The sequence below is a fragment of the Caballeronia sp. LZ016 genome (genome assembly GCF_031450805.1).
In the GTDB taxonomy this organism is placed as follows: domain Bacteria; phylum Pseudomonadota; class Gammaproteobacteria; order Burkholderiales; family Burkholderiaceae; genus Caballeronia.
This window is the reverse complement of record NZ_JARTVY010000002.1, coordinates 233348-255228: the sequence shown is the minus strand read 5'-3', so window position 1 is coordinate 255228 and position 21881 is coordinate 233348. Positions and strand designations below refer to the sequence as shown.

The 21881-nt window shown below is 62.2% G+C and carries 19 protein-coding genes; 9 read left to right on the top strand and 10 right to left on the bottom strand.

What is annotated here, in order from left to right; translation table 11 throughout:
• Positions 1 to 577 precede the first annotated feature (577 nt).
• Entirely contained in the window at positions 578 to 1933 is a 1356-nt protein-coding gene (locus P9220_RS14665) for a hemolysin family protein (RefSeq protein WP_309765726.1), read from the bottom strand.
• Positions 1934 to 1994: 61 nt separating this feature from the next.
• Positions 1995 to 3116 (bottom strand): HAMP domain-containing sensor histidine kinase, encoded by a 1122-nt coding sequence (locus tag P9220_RS14660; RefSeq protein WP_309765725.1) that lies wholly within the window; start codon positions 3114 to 3116, stop codon positions 1995 to 1997.
• Positions 3117 to 3522: 406 nt separating this feature from the next.
• Here P9220_RS14660 and P9220_RS14655 point away from each other — a divergent pair, with 406 nt between their 5' ends.
• The 9 genes from P9220_RS14655 to P9220_RS14615 all read left to right on the top strand — a co-directional run bounded on the left by P9220_RS14655 (position 3523) and on the right by P9220_RS14615 (position 13397).
• Complete coding sequence (locus P9220_RS14655) at positions 3523 to 4575, top strand: glycosyltransferase family 2 protein (RefSeq protein WP_309765724.1); 1053 nt, start codon at positions 3523 to 3525, stop codon at positions 4573 to 4575.
• Positions 4576 to 4612: 37 nt separating this feature from the next.
• On the top strand, positions 4613 to 6100 hold the full coding sequence (locus tag P9220_RS14650; protein ID WP_309765723.1) for a N,N-dimethylformamidase beta subunit family domain-containing protein: 1488 nt from the start codon (positions 4613 to 4615) through the stop codon (positions 6098 to 6100).
• A 413-nt stretch (positions 6101 to 6513) separates the two neighbouring features.
• A complete protein-coding gene (locus tag P9220_RS14645) occupies positions 6514 to 7782 on the top strand; it encodes a flippase (protein ID WP_309765722.1) in 1269 nt (422 codons plus the stop codon).
• A 243-nt stretch (positions 7783 to 8025) separates the two neighbouring features.
• Entirely contained in the window at positions 8026 to 8199 is a 174-nt protein-coding gene (locus P9220_RS14640; protein WP_309765721.1) for a hypothetical protein, read from the top strand.
• A gap of 458 nt (positions 8200 to 8657) precedes the next feature.
• Entirely contained in the window at positions 8658 to 9821 is a 1164-nt protein-coding gene (locus P9220_RS14635; protein ID WP_309765720.1) for a glycosyltransferase, read from the top strand.
• Positions 9822 to 9831: 10 nt separating this feature from the next.
• Positions 9832 to 10911: a glycosyltransferase family 1 protein gene (locus P9220_RS14630; protein WP_309765719.1), complete on the top strand. Its 1080-nt coding sequence runs from the start codon at positions 9832 to 9834 to the stop codon at positions 10909 to 10911.
• A gap of 37 nt (positions 10912 to 10948) precedes the next feature.
• On the top strand, positions 10949 to 12142 hold the full coding sequence (locus tag P9220_RS14625; protein WP_309765718.1) for a glycosyltransferase: 1194 nt from the start codon (positions 10949 to 10951) through the stop codon (positions 12140 to 12142).
• Between the two features lie 126 nt (positions 12143 to 12268).
• Complete coding sequence (locus P9220_RS14620; protein ID WP_309765717.1) at positions 12269 to 12610, top strand: FKBP-type peptidyl-prolyl cis-trans isomerase; 342 nt, start codon at positions 12269 to 12271, stop codon at positions 12608 to 12610.
• 7 nt (positions 12611 to 12617) lie between these two features.
• Entirely contained in the window at positions 12618 to 13397 is a 780-nt protein-coding gene (locus P9220_RS14615) for an AraC family transcriptional regulator (RefSeq protein ID WP_309765716.1), read from the top strand.
• Positions 13398 to 13492: 95 nt separating this feature from the next.
• On the opposite strand, the gene purF is transcribed toward P9220_RS14615, so the two are convergent.
• The 8 genes from purF to trpB all read right to left on the bottom strand — a co-directional run bounded on the left by purF (position 13493) and on the right by trpB (position 21834).
• Positions 13493 to 15040 carry an amidophosphoribosyltransferase gene (purF, locus tag P9220_RS14610; protein ID WP_309765715.1) on the bottom strand — a complete coding sequence of 516 codons (1548 nt, stop codon included), beginning with the start codon at positions 15038 to 15040 and terminating at the stop codon, positions 13493 to 13495.
• A gap of 132 nt (positions 15041 to 15172) precedes the next feature.
• Positions 15173 to 15706: a CvpA family protein gene (locus P9220_RS14605; RefSeq protein WP_309765714.1), complete on the bottom strand. Its 534-nt coding sequence runs from the start codon at positions 15704 to 15706 to the stop codon at positions 15173 to 15175.
• A 6-nt stretch (positions 15707 to 15712) separates the two neighbouring features.
• Entirely contained in the window at positions 15713 to 16558 is an 846-nt protein-coding gene (locus P9220_RS14600) for an SPOR domain-containing protein (protein ID WP_309765713.1), read from the bottom strand.
• 46 nt (positions 16559 to 16604) lie between these two features.
• A complete protein-coding gene (gene folC / locus P9220_RS14595; RefSeq protein ID WP_309765712.1) occupies positions 16605 to 17915 on the bottom strand; it encodes a bifunctional tetrahydrofolate synthase/dihydrofolate synthase in 1311 nt (436 codons plus the stop codon).
• A 78-nt stretch (positions 17916 to 17993) separates the two neighbouring features.
• A complete protein-coding gene (gene accD, locus P9220_RS14590) occupies positions 17994 to 18866 on the bottom strand; it encodes an acetyl-CoA carboxylase, carboxyltransferase subunit beta (RefSeq protein WP_309765711.1) in 873 nt (290 codons plus the stop codon).
• A 59-nt stretch (positions 18867 to 18925) separates the two neighbouring features.
• A complete protein-coding gene (gene trpA / locus P9220_RS14585) occupies positions 18926 to 19729 on the bottom strand; it encodes a tryptophan synthase subunit alpha (protein WP_309765710.1) in 804 nt (267 codons plus the stop codon).
• A gap of 52 nt (positions 19730 to 19781) precedes the next feature.
• On the bottom strand, positions 19782 to 20633 hold the full coding sequence (locus tag P9220_RS14580; protein WP_309765709.1) for a site-specific DNA-methyltransferase: 852 nt from the start codon (positions 20631 to 20633) through the stop codon (positions 19782 to 19784).
• A gap of 7 nt (positions 20634 to 20640) precedes the next feature.
• Complete coding sequence (gene trpB, locus P9220_RS14575; protein ID WP_309765708.1) at positions 20641 to 21834, bottom strand: tryptophan synthase subunit beta; 1194 nt, start codon at positions 21832 to 21834, stop codon at positions 20641 to 20643.
• Positions 21835 to 21881 lie beyond the last annotated feature (47 nt).

Genomic DNA, 21881 nt, shown 5'->3' with positions numbered 1-21881 from the left:
CGAACCGCCCAATGCACAGACTTGCCTGACCACTTCGTAGAAGATCGGTGGCACTCAGCTTGACAAAGCCTTGAATCACCTTCCACGCCCACTGACGACTAACGTCCTCCGAGCCCCTTGGCTCGTCAACACCGACGTACGTCACGTGTCCCGCTCTTAACGTAACCATAACAGCGCGACCGTGCCGGCATGAAGGTAACTGCGACTCGCTTTCAAACTTACTCACTACCGCGATGCGGAAAACAGTCATCCCTGTCAGGCCATAGTACTTTGCGCCCCACTGGTGTTGTCGAGCCAAGGGGCTCGGAGGACGTTAATAGTCATTGAGCGTGGAAGGTGATTCAGGGCTCTGTCAAGCTGAGTGCCGCCGATGTTCTACGAAGTGGTTATGCGTACTGTGCTTTGGGCCCGAAAAGCTGCTTTCTTTGGTTACTTTCTTTGCAGCGGCAAAGAAAGTGACCCCCGCCCCGGGGAGGGGCGAGCTAATAGACCGACACGAACACAAGTTTCCAACGCAACGCAACACAACGCAACGCAACGCAACGCAAGCCTGAACCGCAAGAATCAAAGTGCCGACTCAAACAAGAGCCTCCTCCTCCCGAGGATAAACCCGCACGAGCACGATCCGAGGCCCATTCATTTTCTTGACGACGATATCGAACCGATCGAACGCCACGCGTTGCCCTTCCGACGGCAAGTCGCCAAGCGCATTAATGACGAGCCCCCCGACCGACTCCGCGCGTCCTTCATCGATATCGATCCCCAGCGCGCGCTCCAGCGAAACCACCGGCAACGAACCCTTGCCCATCAACGTTCCATCGTCCATGCGCGACCAGTCCGCATCGCCCTGACGGAATTCATCGTGGATCTGGCCCACCAGCGCGCCCAGCAAGTTATCGAGCGTGATGAAGCCAATCGGCTTCGCCCCCTTTCTCCCGACGATCGCGAAATGCGGCGCACCCTTGCGAAAGCGCCTGAACAACTCCAGCGCCGACAGGTTCGGCGCAACATACTGCACAGGCCGCACATGGCGCGACAGCTTCTCCAGCTTCTCGCCATCCTTGCTGAAGCTGAAGCTGAAGGTCTTGCTCCCGGCATCGCGGGCAAGCAATAAATCCTTCAAGTGAATCATGCCGATGACCCGCTCCCCCGACGCGTCCGCAAACAACGGATAACGGCTAAAGCGATGCCGCGCAATCACCGCGAGATTCTCACGCACCGGTAAATCATTGCGCAGACCGACAAGCTCATGCCCCGGCCGCATCAAATCGGAAACCGTCATGCGGCTGAAATCGAGCGAATGAGCAATGGTGTTCCACTCGTCCGCGTTATACGACGATGCCCCGCCAAGCCGGCGCCCTCGCAAAATCAGCTTGAGTTCGTCAGTCGAGTAATGCGCATCGTGACCATGCTCCGCCGATATGCCAAAAAGCCGCAAAACCAGATTCGCACTGGAATTCAGCACCCAGATGAACGGATACATCAGCCAGTAAAAGCCGTAGAGCGGCGTGGCAAGCCAGAGGCCAACCTGTTCAGCGCGACGGATGGCCCACGACTTAGGGGCAAGCTCGCCAACGACGATATGCAGAAAGGAAATGACCGAGAACGCGAAGAACAGCGAGATGGATTCGACAAGCCGCTCCGATTCCACACCGAGCAGCGTAACGAGCGGATGCAGCAGCGAGGCGAAAGCCGGCTCTCCAATCCATCCGAGCCCGAGCGATGCCAGCGTAATGCCGAGCTGACACGCAGAAAGATAGGCGTCGAGCTGCCCGTGAACCTTCGCGAGCAGCCGGCCCGGCAAGCCGTTGGTTCGGGCAATGGCCTTGACGCGCGTCGCCCTTAACTTAACGAGCCCGAATTCCGCCGCGACGAAAAAACCATTCAGGGCGACGAGCAACAATGCGCCGATCAGCGCGACAACCTGAGCCAAAGCAACTCTCTTCGAAAGTGGAAAGCGTCAGTATATGGGCGACAGGCAATCGAAAGTGAAATTACATCCCGGCAACCGCGATACGCGCCGACAGCACCACCTCCGCGCCATCGACGATATTCGCATGTTCGAACGCGCCGCCATGCGCTTCCGTCACGCGCTTGCATAGCGCGAACGCCCACGCAATGCGCCCGCCCTCGCGCGGCTCGAGCGCCTGCCGTCGCGCGAACGCTTCGAGTGCGTGCGGCAACGATGCATCCGTAAGCGCCTTCGCCGATGCCGTGAATCGCACGTCCGTGCGCCACATGTTGCCCTCGATCGCACTCGACACTTGAACACTCGCATCGCGTGCACTGGCTTCGACGGCGAACGCCATCATGAGCCACAGCATCTGCGTCAGACGTTCGGCATCGCCTTCGACCTGCTCTTCAGCAAGCGGCGATTCGAGCGCGATCGCGACGCCACGCTGACGCGCAATGCTGCCTTTCGCAAGCGACACGCCTTTATCGAGCAATGGGCGGACCGCCACCGGCGCAAGCGACAACGCGAGAGCCTTCGTTTCGGCACGGGTCGTATCGACGGATTGTTCGATCAGCTTCACTTGTTGCTCGACACCCGAACGGATGCCCGCAAGCGCACGTTGCGCCGCGGGGTCCTTAGCGTCGACCTTTCGTTCGAGCACGTAACCCCAGCTATGTATCGCATTGAGCGGTCCACGCAAGTCATGCGACACGACGGACAAGACATGATCTCGCATGAAAAGCGATGCCTCAGCCCGCAAATGCGCAAAGCGCTCGGCCTTCTCCTGCGCCTGGGATGCACCCGTGCACGGCGAAACGATCAGCGTGACGGATTCATTCGAAGGCAGCGCAAGAATCGCGAAGCTGCGCGTCGCCTCGTCCTCGTCGATGGACACCTGTGCACGCCGAATGGCGTTGCCCGCGAGCGCGGCATCCGCAGCTTCGGCAAGCGCGGCTGCAAGCGGCTTGGGTAAGGGCGTTTCGTTCAGCGCGCGGCCAGTCAGTGCGCCGGAGCCGATATCGAAGATATGTGCAAAGGAGGCGTCGGCAGAGAGGCAACGCTGGGCGGCATCGAGCACGAGCACGCCATCGTTTCCTGAAGCGGCCGGATCATTTTGCTGCGCGCCTCCGGGCTCGACCGTACTTGAAAAAGACGTGGTCACGGTTGTTGGTCCTTGCGTATATCGATGTTGCGGTTCATGTCGCCAAGAAACAAAGGCATGGTCAAAGCCCGACCAGATCAATTATATGTGAGCGCCTCACGCGTTTGCGAAGCGTAAAACGCTTGATGCATCGAGTCAGCAAGCACCATGCGTGCCGCCGTGAAGCGCTGTCGCCTCTCGTCTATGCGGTCTAAGACACGAAGCGGCCGATGACGCGCCCGGGCATCGTGCGTCGTCGAACACTTTGTGCTTACAAATGACTATAAGCTGCTTCCCAAGATAGCGCACTGGTCGGCCGGACCTGCAGACAGCATGGCCGCGACGGGGAGTCGTACTCCGATCAGCAAACGCCGCTCTCGGCCACGGTAAGCCTCAATTCAAAAACACCAACCGGTGACACGAGTCCATGAAACGCGCCCGCAGCGTCACGCCGACATTGCTGTCGGTGATCATTCCCGCCTATAACGTCGAGCATTTCATCGCCGCTTCACTCGAGTCGGCACTATCGCAACCGCGCGCGAACGAGATCGAAATCATCGTCATCGACGACGGTTCGACAGACTGCACGCTGGAACGCATCCTCGAAATTCAACGCAGCGAACGCGGGCGAAACATCCAGGTCATTCACCAGGAAAACCGCGGCGTGTCCGCTGCTCGCAATCGAGCGATCGCGCTGGCGTCATCGCCGTTTATCGGCTTTCTCGATTCCGACGATGTCTGGTCCGCCGATTTCACCGCGAAGATCATGCCACTGCTCGACAGGAACGTGGCGGACATCATCGAGTTCAATGTCGGCATCATCAATTCGAATGGCAAGGTCATCGAGCATCTCGAGTTGATTCATCCCGCGACCACCGGCCCGCGCACCTGCGACCTGAACGCGCTGCTAGATTTCGCGCGCGTATATCAGGTCTTTCCTGTGGCGCGCGTCTATAGGCGTGAGTTGTGGAACGGCATCGAGTTTCCCGCAGGCCGCGTGTACGAAGATGCTGCCGCGATTCCGCTCGTCTATTCGCGTGCGCAAACGCTCTACCGCCTGGCCGACGACCTCTATTTTTATCGCCGCCGCGCGGGCAGCATCACGACGAAAGCGTCGCCCTTTACGGTGATGAGTCTCACCACATGCGCCGAAGAAACGCTCGCGCGCTGCAACGGCGGTCCGCAAGATCCTTTCTGGCTCGCGATGTTCCATAAGGTCTTTGCCTATGCCTGCCATGAGGCTGCACGCGTCGATGCACGCGCCTTCGCCGAATCGATGCGAATGATGGAAGCGACTGCGGCGCGCTATCGCGTGTTTGCCGGCAATCGCAGGGATACGCCTTCGGCGCTTCGCTTCCATGCGCGGATCGTCGCGGACCGGCGCTGGTTCCAGACCAAGCGCATGGTGAAGCGCGTACTCGGCAAGGAATTGCGAGCGCCGTCACCGGCGCCGCGCGCCGTCGCCGCCGGCAGCCAATGACAAGAACGAATAACAAAGGACAATACGAGGGCGTGACATGCAGATCTATCCGATAAGGCCCGGCTTCACGGCGGGCGACTGGTTCGAGCTCGCGGTGCAACCAGGCTCGCGCTTTTCCATCGCCATTTATCAGCAGGGCAACGATGAAGACCTGACGAGCATCGGCGGTGTCGCCGTGCAACCGGGCGGCAGCGTGCGTGCCGAGATGAAGAACGGCAGGATCGTGTTTCAATCGCCGGGCGATCTCAGGCCCGTGCGTTTCGATGAGGACTGGCGCTGGCCCGTCGTCACCATCAAGCCGAACCAGGACGCACTCGAAAGCGGCGCGTATGTCGCCATCGCCTATGAAGTCGATGCAAGCGGCGAGCCGCTGACCGATCTCGGACGTCGCGTCGCCGCACACAGGCCCGTTTTTGCAGGCCCGCCCGATAGCGACAGCATGGCGCTCATCATCGCGAGACCACGCAAGCCTTCTGCGGACATCGCGTATATCGTGCCGATCAACACGTACCACGCCTATAACTCGATGGGCGGAGGCTGCTATTACGGCGATCCCATTCATCGCACGCGCGCCCAAACGCGGGTAAGCGTCTTGCGCCCGGGCGGCGGTCTCGGCGCTCAGCTCGGCGAGCCGGCCGACCCGTACGACATGCGTTCGCCGCGTCAGCAATTCACGCACTGGGATGCGAAATTCATTCGCTGGCTGCGCGCTGAAGGCATTGCGTGCGACTTCTATACGGACCACGACCTGCATCGCGGCTCGGACCTCAAGCTCGACGCCTATCGCTGCATGCTGAGCGTCGGACATCACGAGTACTGGAGCAAGGAAATGCGCGAGCGTGTCGCGCGTTTCATCGCCGATGGCGGCAATCTTGCGATCTTCAGCGGCAATACATGCTTTCGCCCGATCGACTATGCTAACGCGCCCATCGACGGCGATTACGCGGTGATGAATCGGCTGGGCGAACAATGGCCGGGGCATGACGAATCCGATCTCATCGGTCTCTCATACGGGTACGGCGGCGGCAAATACGGCGTGTGGAAGCGCTTGCGCGGCGGATGGATCAAGCGCGAACGCGAAGCAATCGGCTTTACCGTGCGCAATGCGGACCACTGGGTCTTCGCAGGCACGGGCTTGCGCAATGGACAAACCTTCGGCGCGGTGGACCGGCTCGTCGGCTATGAAGTCGATGGCGTGCCGCCCAAGTCCAACGGTTTCGTCACGCTCGCGGACACGGTGAGGCTCGAGGGCTGGGACATCGGCGGCATGGGCGCGATGGGCGTATATCGTCCGCCGGGCAACGGCAGCGCGAAACAAGGGCTCGTCTTCAATGGCGGCACGACCGACTGGGCCCGCGTGCTGATGGACAAACACGCCGAAAGCCGGCTCATCGTCGATCAAATCACGCGCAACGTCGTACGCAAGTTCGTCGGCCTGCCGCCGCATTACATCAAGCGTGAGGACGCGATCATCGAGGGCACGCAACGCGCGACACCCAAGATAGCCGACAGCGCGTCGGCCTGAGCGATCGTCCGCGGAGCCGCCCTGCTCCGCGGTCGTTTTTCCCGCACAGCACATCGCGCGGCGAATTTGCGTGTGCCAACCCACTGAAGATTTATTTTTTCTCGGGTTTAATGCTCGCTGCGGACGCGTCGCGTCATCTCCGGCGCCTCAAATTGGCCCGCACTGGCGCGCAGTCAGTCCAGCGTTGCATCACCTCTCGCAATGCCCTTATCGCGCATCCGCTGTCAGGCCAAGGCACGGACGCTTTACCCTCCCTGGCCTTGCGCCTCTGTCATGCCGAGATAACGCTTGACGAAACTATTCGTCGCGGGCGTTGTCATGGAATTGCCCGGCTAAAGGGCAAACATGCAGAAGGCAGCATTTTTTGCGTCATCGACATCAGGGCAGCACTTCAAGTCGGGAAAAACCGCTCAATGGCATCTTTTCGAAAGAACTTCACCATTCTGATGACGTTGCAGGTATCGACCTACCTTGCACCGCTTTTGACGCTGCCGTGGCTGGCACGCGTCCTCGGCCCGAGCGAATATGGACGGCTCTCGTTTGCCATGGCTTTTACGGCGTATTTCATCACGCTGACCAACTACAGCTTCTCGCTCACTGCCACACCCAAGATTTCGATCAACCGTGATAACCGCGCGCTTCGCTCAAAGATGTTCTGGGAGACGATGTACGCGCAGATAGCACTGTCGGTCGCCGGCTTCATCGTGCTGCTGCTGCTCACGTTCATCGTGCCGATGCTTGCGGAGAACAGGTCGCTTCTGCTTGTCGGCTTCGGCATGGCGATCGGCTCGATGCTCATTCCTACGTGGTATTTCCAGGGCGTCGAAGACCTGGGTGTCATTAGTGCAATCGTGTTCGTGGGCCGCGCGCTCAGCATTCCCGCGATGTATCTCTTCGTGCGCCATCACGACGACGTCAACAACGCAATGCTGGTCAATACGCTCGTGCCGCTCTTGTCGGGCATCGCGATCTGCGTCTATCTGTATTTCCGGCGCGAGCTCGATTTCGTTCATGTGTCGTTCAAGACCATCATCGAACGGCTGAAGGACGGCTGGAGCGTCTTTATGGCGACATCGCTCGTCGATATCTACGCGTCGAGCAACATCGTCTTGCTGACCTTCATCGCGGGCAATGTGGCGGGCGGATACTTCGCCGCCGGCGACAAGCTGATTCGCGCGGCGCTGAACATGCTGCGGCCGCTCAAGACAGCCGCTTATCCGCGTGTGAGCTTTTTGATGCACCATGCACGCGATGATGCATTCGCGTTCCTGCGAAAGATGTTCGTGGTGCAAGGCGCGATCGTATCGATCATCTCCGTGTGCATTTTCTTCGGCGCACCGCTCGCGGTGAAGCTGCTTTACGGGCCGCAATTCGGACCCACGGTGGATGTCCTTCGGTGGATGGCCTTCGTTCCGCTGATGTCCGGCCTTGCCGATCTCTTCGGCGTTCAGACGATGCTTCCGCTGGGCATGAAATCGCACTTCAGCCGCGTGCTGATTGGCTCCGCGATCCTCAACTTCGCATTGCTCGCGGTGTTGGCGACGCTCTTTCACGAGCAAGGTGCAGCGGCGACAGTGCTGATCGTCGAAACGGCTATCGCGGCAGCAATGGCTTTCACGCTGCATCTCGAAGGCGTGCCGTTGCTCAAGCGTCAGCGTCCGATCACGGAAGGCGCCAATTGAAGACCTCTGGCGCGTTTCGTGCTGCTGGACGTACAGACGTACTCTCTTCGCGCTCCGACGCCGTTCGGAACGTCCGTGCATAAAGCCCTCAAATCGAATACGGCCGCTCTTTAGCAGCGGCCTTGGCGCGTCTGCTTGCTTCGCTACTCCCGAAGTCGCAGCCGTGTATGTGTGGTGGCGCACGGACGGGCCATGGTTCGGGGTTTATGGTACTAGGTAAGAATACTTATTGTGAGCTGCGGCATGAAACCAGACGACCTATCATTTGAACGTGTGCAGAAGCTGGTCGAGCGCGCAGAGAACCTGCGCATGCAATCGGCTGCCATTCCGGTCAAGGATTTGAGGGTGCTCCTCGAAGTGTGCGAGGTCGCCTTCTCGCAACAGGCGAACGCCAAGACCGAACCCGAAGTCAACTGACTTCGTCGGCACGGCCAGAGCACAGCGTCGATCTTGCCGCGCATGTCGGCTTGAGGCGCAACGGCAAGTCACATGTATGGACTTTCAGTGCCGGCTCTCGTCACGCGAATAGGTGCGCTCGTCGAAGCACGCGCTGTCTCTCGACAGGATGGCGCGGGCTTTCATCGCCCGGCCGAATGTCCGGTCTCTTCCGGACTGATCGACGCACCGCGCCATAGTCAATCAAGCGGCAAATACGAGACGTGTTAATCGAACGATAGACATCGCTTTCGATTAATGATGCTGCGCGTCCGCTCTAATTCCTTGTGTTCTGCTTTCAACGTGTATTCGCGCACAGTCCCGCCAGGCTTAGCTCGGGGATATGTGTGCTACCAACTATTGACAGGACCGGCCCGCGCCTATTCTCCATTGCGAGTGCAACGGGGTGCACGGCAATACACTAAAAGAAGAGTCCGGGAATGAAAGAGATCGTCCACATAACCGAGGCGTTCGGTGGCGGGGTGCTGTCCATGCTGACGCAACTGTCGAACCGCGCAGCGGCAGCAGGAATCAGTGTGACGATCCTTCATTCGATCCGTCCGGAAAGTCCCGCGAATTTCGCAAGGCTCTTTCATCCGGCAGTCCAGCTCGTGCACGTGAACATGTGCCGCGAAGTGCACCCCGCGAAGGACTGGGCGGGACTATGGAATCTCGTGCGCGCGCTTCGTCGTTGCAATCCCTCCGTGGTGCATCTTCATTCATCGAAGGCAGGCGTGCTGGGCCGCGCGGCGGCACGCATCGCGACGCCGGATGCGCGCGTGTTCTATTCCCCTCATGGCCTGTCCTTCCTGCGGCGCGATGTGTCGTCCGCCAGGCAGTTGGCTTACCTGAACTTCGAACGTATCGCAGCGCGCATGGGCGGCACTATCGTTGCGTGTTCGGCGAGTGAGTTGCAGGAAATTGAAAGCAAGGTCAATCCACGCAGTGCAATGTTAATCGAGAACGGCGTCGACGTACCGGAGATACCGACGCGCATCGAGAAGGCCGACGATCGCATCGTGATCGGCATGAGCGGGCGCGCGTCGTATCAGAAGAACCACGAAGCATTCGCTACGCTTGCCGCAGACTTACGAACACACTCTGCCAGCTTCTCGTGGATAGGCGGCAATCCCGACGAATTGCCCCAGGAAACGCGCCGCGCGGTTGCATGCAGCGGATGGGTCACGCGCGATCGTGCGCTTGAACTGACTGCGCAGCTCGATGTCTATGTGCAGACATCGCGCTGGGAAGGCATGCCCATCGCGCTCATCGAAGCACAGGTCGCCGGCATTCCCGCTGTCGTCACGGATGTCGTCGGCAATCGCGATGTCGTGAGGCATGGCGTGACGGGCTTCGTTGCGAAGAGCATCGAAGAGATGCGGACATACATCGCCCGTCTGCGCGACGATGCCGCATTGCGTGCGCGCATGGGCGCTGCCGCGCGGCACTCTGCAATTACGCGCTTCTCGATGGATACGATCTTCCGTCAATGGCTTGCGATCTACGAAACAGGCTACGAAGCGGAATCCGACAAGCCCGTGCGCGAACCACTCGGCGCAAACGAAGTCGCATCGTATGAAGCCCGGCCGGACTCACAGTTTTAATCCGCAATCCATGGATACTTCAATCGCAACCAGCAAGCTCGTCTACAACGGGCGATTCACGAGCCAGAAGACGACAGGCGTGCAACGTGTCGCGCGCGAACTCGTCGCTGCGCTCATGAAGCTGCCGGAAGGGGCGCATGTGACGCTCGCCGTGCCTCCGCAGTCCGGACTGATGCCGGTCGACGGCGTGCCTACCGTGAAGCTCGGATTCGGCAAGGGCGTGGTGTGGGAGCAGTTCGTGCTGCCGCTCTTCGCGGGGCGTTCGCGCATCGTCAACCTGAGTAACTCGGGCTCGATCTTCCGCTCCAACCAGATCATCTACATGCACGATGCCGCGGTGTTCGACACACCCGCGCATTTCTCGTGGAAGTTCCGCATGTGGTATCGCGTGATGTTCTGGATTCTTGCGCGCACGTCGAGCTGCGTGCTGACGAACTCGAAGTTCTCGCGCGACCGGCTTGCGCATCATGTGGGCGTGAAGCCCGAGCGCATCGGTGTGGTCCCGCTTGCTGCGGATCATCTCGATCATGTCGTGCCCGATGTCTCGGTTATCGGGGAATTAAATCTCAAGGTCAATCGTTACGTCCTTGCAGTAAGCAGTATGAATCCGACAAAGAATTTCAAGCGGCTGGTCGAGGCGTTCATGCGTCTGAACGATCCTTCAATCGACCTTGTCATCGTCGGTATGAAGAATGCAGCGATCTTCGGCAAGGCACACGACCTGTCGAGCGCGCCCAACATCAAGGAAGCGGGTTATGTGAGCGACGAAAAACTCAAGGCGCTGTATCAGCATGCCGCGTGTTTTCTGTATCCGTCCATCTATGAAGGCTTCGGCATTCCTCCGCTGGAGGCAATGCGCAACGGATGCCCCACGCTGGTCGGACGCGCTGCGGCGCTTCCGGAAGCATGCGGCGACGCGTCGATCTATTGCGATCCATATTCGGTCGATGACATGGCAACAAAGCTGCGCGAACTGCTCGATTCGCCTAAGCTAAGCGAAGAACTCAGGCGCCGTGGACTCGCGCACGCCGAGCGCTATCGCTGGACGGAAAGTGCGCGGCTGCTGATGCAATTCATCAACAAGCAGTGAATACGCGCACGGCGCGCGCTGTTAGGGGAGAAAGCCGGTGAACGTTGGAATCTATTGCGACTCGGGCATCAATGGTGGGCATGAAGAAATGCTCAAGCGATTCATGCTCGCGCTCATCACGAGCGGAAATGTACAAACGCTGCACATCCTCGTGCCGAGGAGCAATGCGGCGCTGCATCGCTATGTGAGCGATCTGGCTCGCCACAATGCGAAGGTGCGCATGGTGAGCCTGTCCTACACCGCTGAATCGATACGCGGCGATCTGTTCGCGCTGTTCCGCGCGATCCGTTCGACGGCTGCGACGCTGCGCACGCTGCAACTCTCGAAGCTGTTGATCGCGCAGGGCACGATCGTATCGGGCATCGCAGGGCTGTTCGCCGCGCGTTATGCGCGTGTGCGTGCATTGAGCTACCTGCCGCTCGTCGATGACGGCCCGGCCAGCGAGAGCGCAACCGAGAAGGTCAAGTGGCTCGTGAAGCGCGTGATGTATCGGATGCCTGATGAATTCGTGACGCTCAACGAACATCTGCGTGGCAAACTGCGCACGCTCGCGCCCCATGCGCGAACGATGATTCTCGAGAACTATGTCGATGACCGCTTCAGCCGCTCGATGCTCACGAAGTCAGCGGCGCGCGCATCGCTCGGCTTGCCCGATGATGGCACCACGGTCATCGCGCATATCGGCCGTATCAACTTCAAGCAGAAGCGTCAGGACTTCCTGCTCGAAGCGATCGAGCGCCATCCGCAAGCGTTCAAGCGGACCATCGTGCTGATCGTCGGTGAAGGCGCGGATGCGTCGAGGCTCGCGGCCATGGTCGATGCAAGTCCGACGCTGACTGCGTGCGTGCGCATCGTCGGCCCGAAGAGCGACGTGCTGCCGTATATCGTTGCAAGCGATACGCTCGTGCTGCCTTCGGCTTTCGAAGGCGTGCCGCTCGTCATGATCGAAGCGGTGCTGGCGGAGCGGCCGATCGTCGTGTCGCGCATTTGCGGGCTCGATTCGTATCTGCCCGATGCGCTGCTTTTTCCGCCCGGCGATCACGACGCTTTCGTCGAGCGTATCTTCGCGGCGCGCGATGTGCCGATGACTGCGCTCACCGGCGACTTCCGCCGCCGCTTCTCGCGCGAAGTCTTCGACGCACAGGCGCAGAACGTGATGATGTCGACGACGCCATCGCGGGGCGCGTACGATCCGGGATCGCCGCAACCTTCGGATCTGCTCGCGAAGTAAGTTCATGCGCCACGCGAGCGGCGATGCTTGCGTGGGGCATCGGCAGACGCCTCATCCTCTTTCCCGCTCCGTTCTACAATGCTGGTTTCGACCATCGGCAACACGCCGTGCAACCAGGGAGCAAACATGTCGACAGTCACGACCGATTCCGGTCTCAAGTATGAAGACGTCACCGTCGGCGAAGGCGCCGAAGCCGTCGCGGGAAAGACGGTCAGCGTGCATTACACCGGCTGGCTGACCGACGGCCAGAAGTTCGATTCGAGCAAGGACCGCAACGAACCCTTCGCATTCGTGCTCGGCGGCGGCATGGTCATCAAGGGCTGGGATGAAGGCGTGCAGGGCATGAAGGTCGGCGGCGTGCGCCGTCTCACCATCCCGCCGCAACTCGGCTATGGCGTGCGCGGCGCAGGCGGCGTGATCCCGCCGAACGCCACGCTCGTCTTCGAAGTGGAACTGCTCGACGTCTGAGGCGCACGTGAGCGCGCCGCTGCCCTCCTCGACGCCCACCGTCTCGCTGCGCCGCTATGAAGCGGTGCAGGCGTCGGACGAGCACGACTTCCATCAGATCGTGCTCGGCTTCGACGGCTCGATGGGCATGGCGGTGGAAGGCAGCGAATCGCAGATCGACCGTCATCGCGCGTGGATCATTCCGGCCGGCGCGCGTCACGAATACTGGGCCGAAGGCGCGAATCGCCAGCTCGTGCTGGACTTGCCCGCGGCGTCGGTAGCGGTGCCGGCGCGCTTCTTCGAACGCGCTCGCACCATCGAGCTCGACGCCCGCATCACGCAGCTCGTCGCGCACGTGGCGACGAGTGCGAACATCGACGACATCACGCTGCCGCGGCGCTTAGCATGGCAAGCGGCCACGCGTCTATGCGGCGCGTTGATGGCCGATGCCGGCGCTTCGCTCGCCGATGAACTGCGCGGACTCGACTTCGCCCGCATCGACCGATGGCTGCGCGCGCATCTTTCCGAGCCGCTGCGCGTGGCCGATCTCGCCGCGCATTGCGGCTTCGGCATGCGGCGCTTTCATCAACTGTTCAACGAAGCGTTCGGCGAGACGCCGCATCGCTATCTGCTTCGCTTGCGGCTCGATACCGCGCTCGCGCTACTTGCCGATCCGCGCATCGCACTGAGCGATATCGCGCTCGATGTCGGCTTCGCCGATCAAAGCGCATTCACGCATGCGTTCTCGAAACGCTTCGGCATTGCGCCGGGACAATGGCGCAACAGCGGGCTCGTGCGCGCGCAATAGATACAACCGACGCAAACGACGCAACCGACCCGACAGACGCAAAAAAGCCCGCTCGTCTCATCGACGCAGCGGGCTTCATCGAAGCCGCCAGCAGCTTACTCCACCGACAGTTGCAAGTGCAGTTGCGAGCGCGCCGCACCGCCTTCGAGCGCTTCGCCCGCGATATCGCGATCCGTTTGCTCTTGCGGCGCAAGACGCGCGGTCTCGATGCGATCAAGGTAATCGGTCGTGACATCGCCGGTGATGTAATTGCCGTCGAAGCACGACGCCTCGAACTCCTTCAACGCCGGATTGATATCGCGCACGGCGCTCTTCAGGTCTTCAACGTCCTGATACACGAGATAGTCCGCGCCGATCATGCGCGCCACTTCTTCGTCGCTGCGGCCATGCGCGACGAGTTCGCCGCGCGTCGGCATGTCGATGCCGTACACGTTCGGGAACTTCACCGGCGGCGCAGCGGACGCGAAAATGACCTTGTTCGCGCCGGCATCGCGCGCCATCTGCACGATTTCATGCGATGTCGTGCCGCGCACGATCGAATCGTCGACGATCAGCACGTTCTTGCCCTTGAACTCGATGCCCATTGCGTTCAGCTTCTGGCGCACCGACTTCTTGCGCACCGCCTGACCGGGCATGATGAACGTGCGCCCCACGTAGCGGTTCTTGAAGAAACCTTCGCGATACTCGACGCCGAGCTTGGCCGCCACCTGCATCGCGGCGGGGCGCGACGAATCGGGAATCGGCATGACGACGTCGATCGGCACGTCGGGCAGGACGCGCTTGATCTTCTCGGCGAGATAGTCGCCCATGCGCAGACGCGCGTTATAGACCGGTACGCCATCGAGGCACGAATCCGGACGCGCGAGATAGACCAGTTCGAAGATGCAGGGATTCAGCACCGGCTTTTCAGCGCACTGGTGGCTGTGCAGATTGCCTTCGGCGTCGATGAAAATCGCTTCGCCCGGCTCGATATCGCGCACGAATTCGAAGCCGATACCCTCGATCGCCACCGACTCCGACGCCACCATCCACTCGACGCCCGTCGACGTTTCCAGCTTGCCGAGCACGAGCGGGCGAATGCCGAACGGATCGCGGAACGCGACGAGGCCGTAACCCGCGATCAGCGAAACGATCGCATACGAGCCCTTCACGCGGCGATGCACGCCCGCGACCGCTTTCCACAACGCGGCGGCGTCGAGCTGCAGGCCGGAACTCGCCAGTTGCAGTTCGTGCGCGAAGACGTTGAGCAGCACTTCGGTATCGGATGCGGTGTTGATGTGCCGGCGATCGATCCGGAACATCTCGTCCTTCAACTGCATCCAGTTCGTCAGATTGCCGTTGTGCGCGAGGATGATGCCGAACGGCGCGTTGACGTAGAACGGCTGCGCTTCTTCCTCGTTCGACGCCGAACCGGCCGTCGGATAGCGCACCTGACCGATGCCGACCGTGCCCGGCAGGCTGCGCATGTTGCGCGTGCGGAACACGTCGCGCACCATGCCGTTGGCCTTGTGCATGTGGAAGTTGTTGCCGTTGGCCGTGGCGATGCCCGCCGCGTCCTGACCGCGATGCTGCAACAGCAGCAAGGCGTCATAGATGACCTGATTGACAGGGCTCTGGGAAACTACACCTACGATGCCGCACATGGCATGGTCCTTCAAAGAGTCGAAACGGGGTCGAAAGGCGTGCCGCCTGCGCGCATCGCCCCGATTCGTGCAAGCCGAATCAGCGGCGACGCAGCCTGGCGTCGCGCGTTCCTCGTGTAGCCAGCCGTTCGTCTATTGTGCGGCGTTTCGCGCCGGATCGCCCGAATCGGGGGCGACGTGCACATACGCGGCGAGCGTATCGGGAAGCAGCGGTTTCAGTTCACGCACGCCCTGCTCGACCGTCGGCCGGAGCAGCGCGTTGCGCCAGAATTCCTTCTGCGGCAATTCGGTCAAGCCGGCAAGGGCGACCAGAATCACCACGAGTATCGCGCCTCTGGCGAGGCCGAACAGCAAGCCCAGCGAGCGGTCCACGCCGCGCAGGCCGGTGACCTCCGTGATGCGCGTCAGGAGCGCCGACAGGACACTCGACAGCAGCAGCACCGCGCCCACCACCAGCAGAAACGCGATAAGCCATTGCGTCAGCGCGCCGCCGGGCCATGTCGACGGGATATACGGCACGACCACGCCGACGAAGCGGCTCGCGATCAGTATCGCAGCGATCCACCCCACCAGTCCAAACGCCTCGGCGAGCAAGCCGCGCCACATGCCGCGCAGGGCCGACAAGCCGATCACCGCCATTACCGCGTAGTCGAAGCTCGTGAACATCGGCGCTTAGTTCGACGCCGGCCGCTTGCCGCCGGCGAGTCCCGCCTGGCGCACCTTCACCAGCGCAGCCGACGCCGCCGCGCGATCCGGAAACGGTCCCGCGCGCAGCAGCGAGCGCGACGATCCGTCCGGCTGCTGGCGATGCTCGACATATGCGGGCACGCCCGCGGCTTTCAACTTGTGGACCCAGTTCTGCGCGGCGGTTTCATCATCGAATGTGCCGATCTGCAGCACGAAGCGGCTGCCTGCAGGAGACGACGGCGTGTTCGCGGCAGCGGATGCAGTACTCGACGTGCTGTCCGTATCCGCTGCCTGCTCGGCGGCGTGCGGCTTCACGGCCGGCTTTGCGGCCACGGCGGGCGCCGATTCCGGCCGTGCCTCCGGCTTCGCTTCGGGCCTGGCCTGCGCAACGGGCGCGGACGCCTGCGTCTGCGTCTGCGTCTTTTGCGCCTGCGCTGCCGCTGGCGCGGAGTCCGTAGCCGGGCCGTCATGTGCGACGCCCGCCTGGGTATCGGCGTCTTGCGCGTCGCGCGATGGCTTCGCGGCCGGCGCGGCACGGCTCGGGATGTCGATGGAAATGTCGTCGGTGACGGGCTTCGGGCGCGAATCCAGCACCATCGGCAGGACGATGACCGCCGCGAGCACCAGCGCGATCGCGCCGACCAGCCGGCGACGCGCGCGCTGTTTCTCAGGCAGGGTCGGGTCGAGCATCATCGCGTCGGCGTCCGTACGCTCGGAGCGGCGCGTGCGGCGTTCCGTGCGCACGGTGTGACGTGAGCCGCGCGGGGAATCGGAGTATGCGTCGCTCGCCGCGCGTGCGTCGTCTTTCTTGCCGAACGAGAAAAGTCCCATGTATGGCTTGGTGCGTGATGCTTGGACGCCGGCCTGGCCGACCGTCTCAGTGATGCTGCGATTTGCGGTAGGCCATGACGCCAGCCACCGTATAGAAACTGCCGAAAACGACGATTCTATCATTTTCGGACGCCCGGCTTAACGCATCTCGAAAAGCGTCGGCAGGGGTATCGAAGCGTGCAACGCTGCTGTCGGGACCTTCGCTGACACCGGCCTCGCGCAGCGCCGCTTCGAGCCGCTCCGCCGATGCCGCGCGCGGCGTCGGCAAGGCGGTCACGTTCCAGTGGTCGATCTCGCCCCGGAACTGGCGGATGACGCCGTCGATATCCTTGTCGTTCATCGCGCCGAAGACCGCGTAGGTGTACGGGAAGTAGCCCATGTTGCCGAGGTTTTGCGCGAGCACGGCGGCGGCGTGCGGATTGTGGGCGACATCGAGGATGATCTGCGGCTTGCCCGGCAGCACCTGGAATCGTCCGGGCAATTCGACGTTCGCGAGTCCGAGGCGAATGTCCTGCGCCGACACCGGCAGCCGGTCGCGCAACGCTTCGAGCGCGGCCAGCGCCGCCGACGTGTTGATGAGCTGATTCGCGCCACGCAGCGCCGGATAGGCGAGCGCCGCGCGCCGCTGCGTGCGCCCGATATAGCTCCATTGCTGCCGTTCGTTGCCCGGCTGAGCCTCGTAGCGAAAATCGCGGCCGACGAGCCACAAGTCCGCGCCGATGGACTCGGCGTGATCGATCAGCGTCTGCGGCGGCGAGGGATCGCCGCACACCGCAGGTTTGCCGGAACGGAAGATGCCCGCTTTCTCGAACGCGATCTTCTCGCGCGTATCGCCGAGATAGTCCGTATGGTCGATGTCGATGCTCGTAATCACCGCGCAATCCGTATCGACGATATTGACCGCGTCCAGCCGTCCGCCGAGCCCGACTTCGAGAATCACCGCATCCAGCCCCCGCGACGCGAAGAGATGCAGGATCGCGAGCGTCGTGAATTCGAAGTAGGTCAGCGAAACCGGCTCGGGCAGGCTCGCCCGTGCTTTCTCGACGGCTTCGAAATGCTCGAGCAGTTCGGCGTCGCCGGCCTCGGCGCCGTCGATCCGCGCGCGCTCGTTGAACGCGAGCAGATGCGGCGACGTATGGCAGCCCACGCGATACCCCGCGCGCAGCAGGATGGTTTCGAGGATCGCGCAGGTCGAGCCCTTGCCGTTCGTGCCGCCCACGGTAATGACCGGGCAGTCGAACGTGAGCCCGAGCGCGTCCTTGACAAAGCCGATCCGCGTCAGACCCATGTCGATTCCGACAGGATGCGCCGCCTCCAGATGGGCGAGCCACGCGTCGAGTGTGGGGAAAGTGTTCATTTTCGAGATGGAGAAAGCAAAAACGCCGCGCGGAACCTCGCGGGTTCACGCGCGGCGCGGCGCTGAACGAAAGCGGCCTCAGGCGACGGAATCGGCGGGCTGCCGCGTCATCAGCGCCATCAACTGCGCAATTTCTTCACGCATCTTCCGGCGATCGATGATCATGTCGACCGCGCCCTTCTGCAACAGGAATTCGGCGCGCTGGAAGCCTTCCGGCAGCTTCTCGCGCACGGTCTGCTCGATCACGCGCGGGCCCGCGAAGCCGATCAGCGCCTTCGGCTCGGCGATTACCACATCGCCCAGGAACGCGAAGCTCGCGGACACGCCGCCCATCGTCGGATCGGTCAGGACGGAGATGAACGGCAGCCTGGCCTCGGACAGCTTGGTCAGCAGGGCGGTGGTCTTCGCCATCTGCATCAGCGAGAGCAGGCTTTCCTGCATGCGCGCGCCGCCCGACGCCGTGAAGCAGATGAACGGCACGTTCTGCTCGAGCGCATTGCGCGCGCCACGCACGAAGCGCTCGCCGACGACCGAGCCCATCGAGCCGCCCATGAACGAGAATTCGAAGCACGCGACCACGCACGGCAGCGTATGGATGGCGCCGCCCATGACGACCATCGCGTCGGTTTCGTCGGTGTCTTCCATCGCCTCTTTCAGGCGATCCGGGTACTTGCGGCTGTCCTTGAACTTGAGGGCGTCGACCGGAACGACTTCCTGGCCGATTTCGTAGCGGCCTTCCGGGTCGAGCAGGCGGTCGAGCCGCTCGCGCGCGCCGATACGCATGTGATGACTGCACTTCGGGCAAACATGCAGATTCGCCTCGACGTCGTTGCGGTACAGCACCGCCTCGCACGACGGACACTTCACCCAGAGGCCCTCTGGAATGCCCTTGCGGCTCTTGGGGTCGGTTTGCTTGATCTTGGGCGGCAGCAGTTTGTCGAGCCAGCTCATCGTTTTTCCTTGACTGTTCGGGGGCCGCGGCGCGCGAGTCGCGCGCGCGGCGGCGAAAATTACCTGGCGGAGTCGAGCGCCGTGCGGATGTCCGCGATGAAGCTCGTCAGCGAGCCCGCGGCCGTTTCGGGCGACGCCTCTTCGAGCAACTGCACGAGCCGGCTGCCGATGACGACGGCATCCGCGACTTCGGCCACGGCGCGGGCGGTCTGGGCGTCGCGAATGCCGAAACCGACGCCGATCGGCAGGGGCACATGCGACTTGATGGCCGGGATTTTACTCGCGATGCGGGAAACGTCCAGATTTGCTGCGCCGGTCACGCCGGTGAGCGACACGTAGTAGACGTAGCCGCTCGCAATTTTGCCGACCGCCGCGATGCGCTCGTCCGTCGACGTGGGCGCGAGCAGGAAGATCGGATCGATGCCGGCGGCGCGCATCGTCGCGCTGAAGTCTTCCGATTCCTCGGGCGGATAATCGACGACCAGCACGCCGTCCACGCCCGCCTGTTTGGCGGCTTGCGCGAACGCTTCGGCGCCCATGCGCTCGATCGGGTTCGCATAGCCCATCAGCACGACGGGCGTCGTGTCGTCGGTTTCGCGAAAGCGCGCGACGTCGGCGAGCACGCGCTTCAGCGTCACGCCGCGCGCCAGTGCGCGCTCAGACGAACGCTGGATAACGGGGCCATCGGCCATCGGGTCGGAGAACGGTACGCCCAGTTCGATGACGTCCGCGCCGCCCTTCGCGAGCGCGTGCATGAACTCGACGGTCTGTTCCGGGTTCGGATCGCCCGCGGTGATGAACGGGATCAGCCCTTTCCTGCCTTGCGCGGCAAGCGCCGCGAACGTGTTCTTGATACGGGACATGGGAATTCTCGAAGTCGTATTCGGTAGGCGTCGATGGACGCAGTCAGCGACGTTATTCGGCGGCTGGCGCTTCGGCGGCAAGCGCAACGGCAGCGGGCTGGACGGGCACCGCGCGCGCCTGCGCGATGCGGGCGTCCGCGATCGCGCAGTAATCGGCGTTGATTTCGTAACCCGTGAAGAGGCGTCCGTGGCGCGCGCACGCAACTGCCGTCGTGCCGCTGCCCATGAACGGATCGAGCACGCGGCCGCCCGGCGGACAACTCGCCAGCACCATGCGTTCGACGATTTCCAGCGGCTTTTGCGTCGGATGATCGACGCGCTCCGCATGCTGCCGGTGCAGCCGCGATACCGACCAGACGTCCTTCGGGTTATAGCCCAGCTCGAGCCATTTGCTGCCTTCGAAGATCTTGCGCGAGCGCGCCTTCTTCGTCACTGCGTCGTAAGGGATGCGCACCGGATCGAGATCGAAGTAATAGTCCCTCGATACCGCGAAATAACCGATGTTGTCGTGCACCGACGTGTACTTGCGCGTGGTCCCGCCCATGCTCGGCACGCGCCGGTCCCAGACGATCTCGTTGACCATCGTCATCCGGCGCTTCAGGAACACGAACAGTTCCGGCGAGTATTGCCAGGTGCAGAAGATATAAAGCGAGCCGCTCTTCTTGAGCTTCGGAATCGCCATGTCCAGCCAGCGATACGTCCACTCCAGAAAGGCGTCGCCCGACAACATGTCCGAGTCGTTCCCGTAATCCTTGCCCAGTCCGTAGGGCGGATCGGCGACGATCAGATCGATCGACGCATCGGGAATGCTCGCGGCATCGGCCAGGAAATCGCGGTTGCGAATGTCGATGCCGGCGCCTTGCAGCGCGCCGGCGGACAACGGTTCGTCGATGACAGTGCGCATCTGCGGCTTAGAACTGAATGCCCGATCGCTCCGCGACCGTGTGCATGTCCTTGTCGCCGCGGCCGGACAGGTTGACGAGCAGCACCTTGTCGCGCGGCAGCGTCTTCGCGAGCTTCGCGCCGTAGGCAAGCGCGTGGCTCGATTCCAGCGCCGGAATGATGCCCTCGATACGGCAGCAGTCGTGGAACGCCTTTAGCGCTTCGTCGTCCGTGATGCCGACGTACTCGGCGCGGCCCGCATCCTTGAGCCACGCGTGCTCGGGACCGACGCCCGGATAATCCAGCCCCGCCGACACCGAATGCGTCTCGATGATCTGGCCGTTGTCGTCCTGCAGCAGGTAGGTGCGGTTGCCGTGCAGGACGCCGGGACTGCCGCCCATCAACGAGGCCGCGTGACGGCCCGTGTCGATGCCGTCGCCCGCCGCCTCGACGCCGATCAGCCGCACGTCCTTGTCTTCGATATACGGATAGAAGATGCCCATCGCGTTCGATCCGCCGCCCACGCACGCGATCACCGCGTCCGGCTGACGGCCCGCCATCTCGGGCATCTGCACGCGGCATTCGTCGCCGATCACGCGCTGGAAGTCGCGCACCATCATCGGATAAGGATGCGGTCCCGCCACCGTGCCGATGATGTAAAACGTGTTTTCGACGTTCGTGACCCAGTCGCGCATGGCTTCGTTGAGCGCGTCCTTCAGCGTGCGCGAGCCGGACTCGACCGGCACGACGGTCGCGCCCAGCAGCTTCATGCGATAGACGTTCGCCGCTTGCCGCCGCACGTCTTCCGCGCCCATATAGACGACACATTCCATCCCGAAACGCGCCGCGATGGTCGCTGTCGCGACGCCGTGCTGGCCCGCGCCGGTCTCGGCGATCACGCGCGGCTTGCCCATCTTGCGCGCGAGCAGCGCCTGGCCGATCACGTTGTTGACCTTGTGCGCGCCCGTGTGATTCAGGTCTTCCCGCTTCAGATAAAGCTGCGCGCCGCCAAGCATGTCGCTCCAGCGTTTTGCGTGATAGATCGGGGAAGGACGGCCGACGTAATGCTTCAGTTCGTAGTCGTATTCGGCCTGGAACTCGGGGTCCTGGCGGGCCGCGTCATAGGCGCGGCGCAGTTCGTCGAGTGCATGAATGAGCGTTTCGGAAACGAATACGCCGCCATACTGGCCGAAATGGCCTCTTTCGTCAGGCAAGTTGTACATTGCGTCACTCTCTCGGTGGCGGGCCGACAGTTCGGGTCAGCGCCGCG

Excerpts from the sequence above, each read along its gene's own strand:
- P9220_RS14600 (WP_309765713.1), bottom strand. The coding sequence starts at position 16,558 with ATGGGACTTTTCTCGTTCGGCAAGAAAGACGACGCACGCGCGGCGAGC.
- trpB (WP_309765708.1), bottom strand. The coding sequence starts at position 21,834 with ATGTACAACTTGCCTGACGAAAGAGGCCATTTCGGCCAGTATGGCGGC.
- P9220_RS14630 (WP_309765719.1), top strand. The coding sequence starts at position 9,832 with ATGGATACTTCAATCGCAACCAGCAAGCTCGTCTACAACGGGCGATTC.
- P9220_RS14650 (WP_309765723.1), top strand. The coding sequence starts at position 4,613 with ATGCAGATCTATCCGATAAGGCCCGGCTTCACGGCGGGCGACTGGTTC.
- folC (WP_309765712.1), bottom strand. The coding sequence starts at position 17,915 with ATGAACACTTTCCCCACACTCGACGCGTGGCTCGCCCATCTGGAGGCG.
- P9220_RS14645 (WP_309765722.1), top strand. The coding sequence starts at position 6,514 with ATGGCATCTTTTCGAAAGAACTTCACCATTCTGATGACGTTGCAGGTA.
- P9220_RS14635 (WP_309765720.1), top strand. The coding sequence starts at position 8,658 with ATGAAAGAGATCGTCCACATAACCGAGGCGTTCGGTGGCGGGGTGCTG.
- P9220_RS14605 (WP_309765714.1), bottom strand. The coding sequence starts at position 15,706 with ATGTTCACGAGCTTCGACTACGCGGTAATGGCGGTGATCGGCTTGTCG.
- P9220_RS14620 (WP_309765717.1), top strand. The coding sequence starts at position 12,269 with ATGTCGACAGTCACGACCGATTCCGGTCTCAAGTATGAAGACGTCACC.
- trpA (WP_309765710.1), bottom strand. The coding sequence starts at position 19,729 with ATGTCCCGTATCAAGAACACGTTCGCGGCGCTTGCCGCGCAAGGCAGG.
- P9220_RS14640 (WP_309765721.1), top strand. The coding sequence starts at position 8,026 with ATGAAACCAGACGACCTATCATTTGAACGTGTGCAGAAGCTGGTCGAG.
- P9220_RS14580 (WP_309765709.1), bottom strand. The coding sequence starts at position 20,633 with ATGCGCACTGTCATCGACGAACCGTTGTCCGCCGGCGCGCTGCAAGGC.
- purF (WP_309765715.1), bottom strand. The coding sequence starts at position 15,040 with ATGTGCGGCATCGTAGGTGTAGTTTCCCAGAGCCCTGTCAATCAGGTC.
- P9220_RS14655 (WP_309765724.1), top strand. The coding sequence starts at position 3,523 with ATGAAACGCGCCCGCAGCGTCACGCCGACATTGCTGTCGGTGATCATT.
- accD (WP_309765711.1), bottom strand. The coding sequence starts at position 18,866 with ATGAGCTGGCTCGACAAACTGCTGCCGCCCAAGATCAAGCAAACCGAC.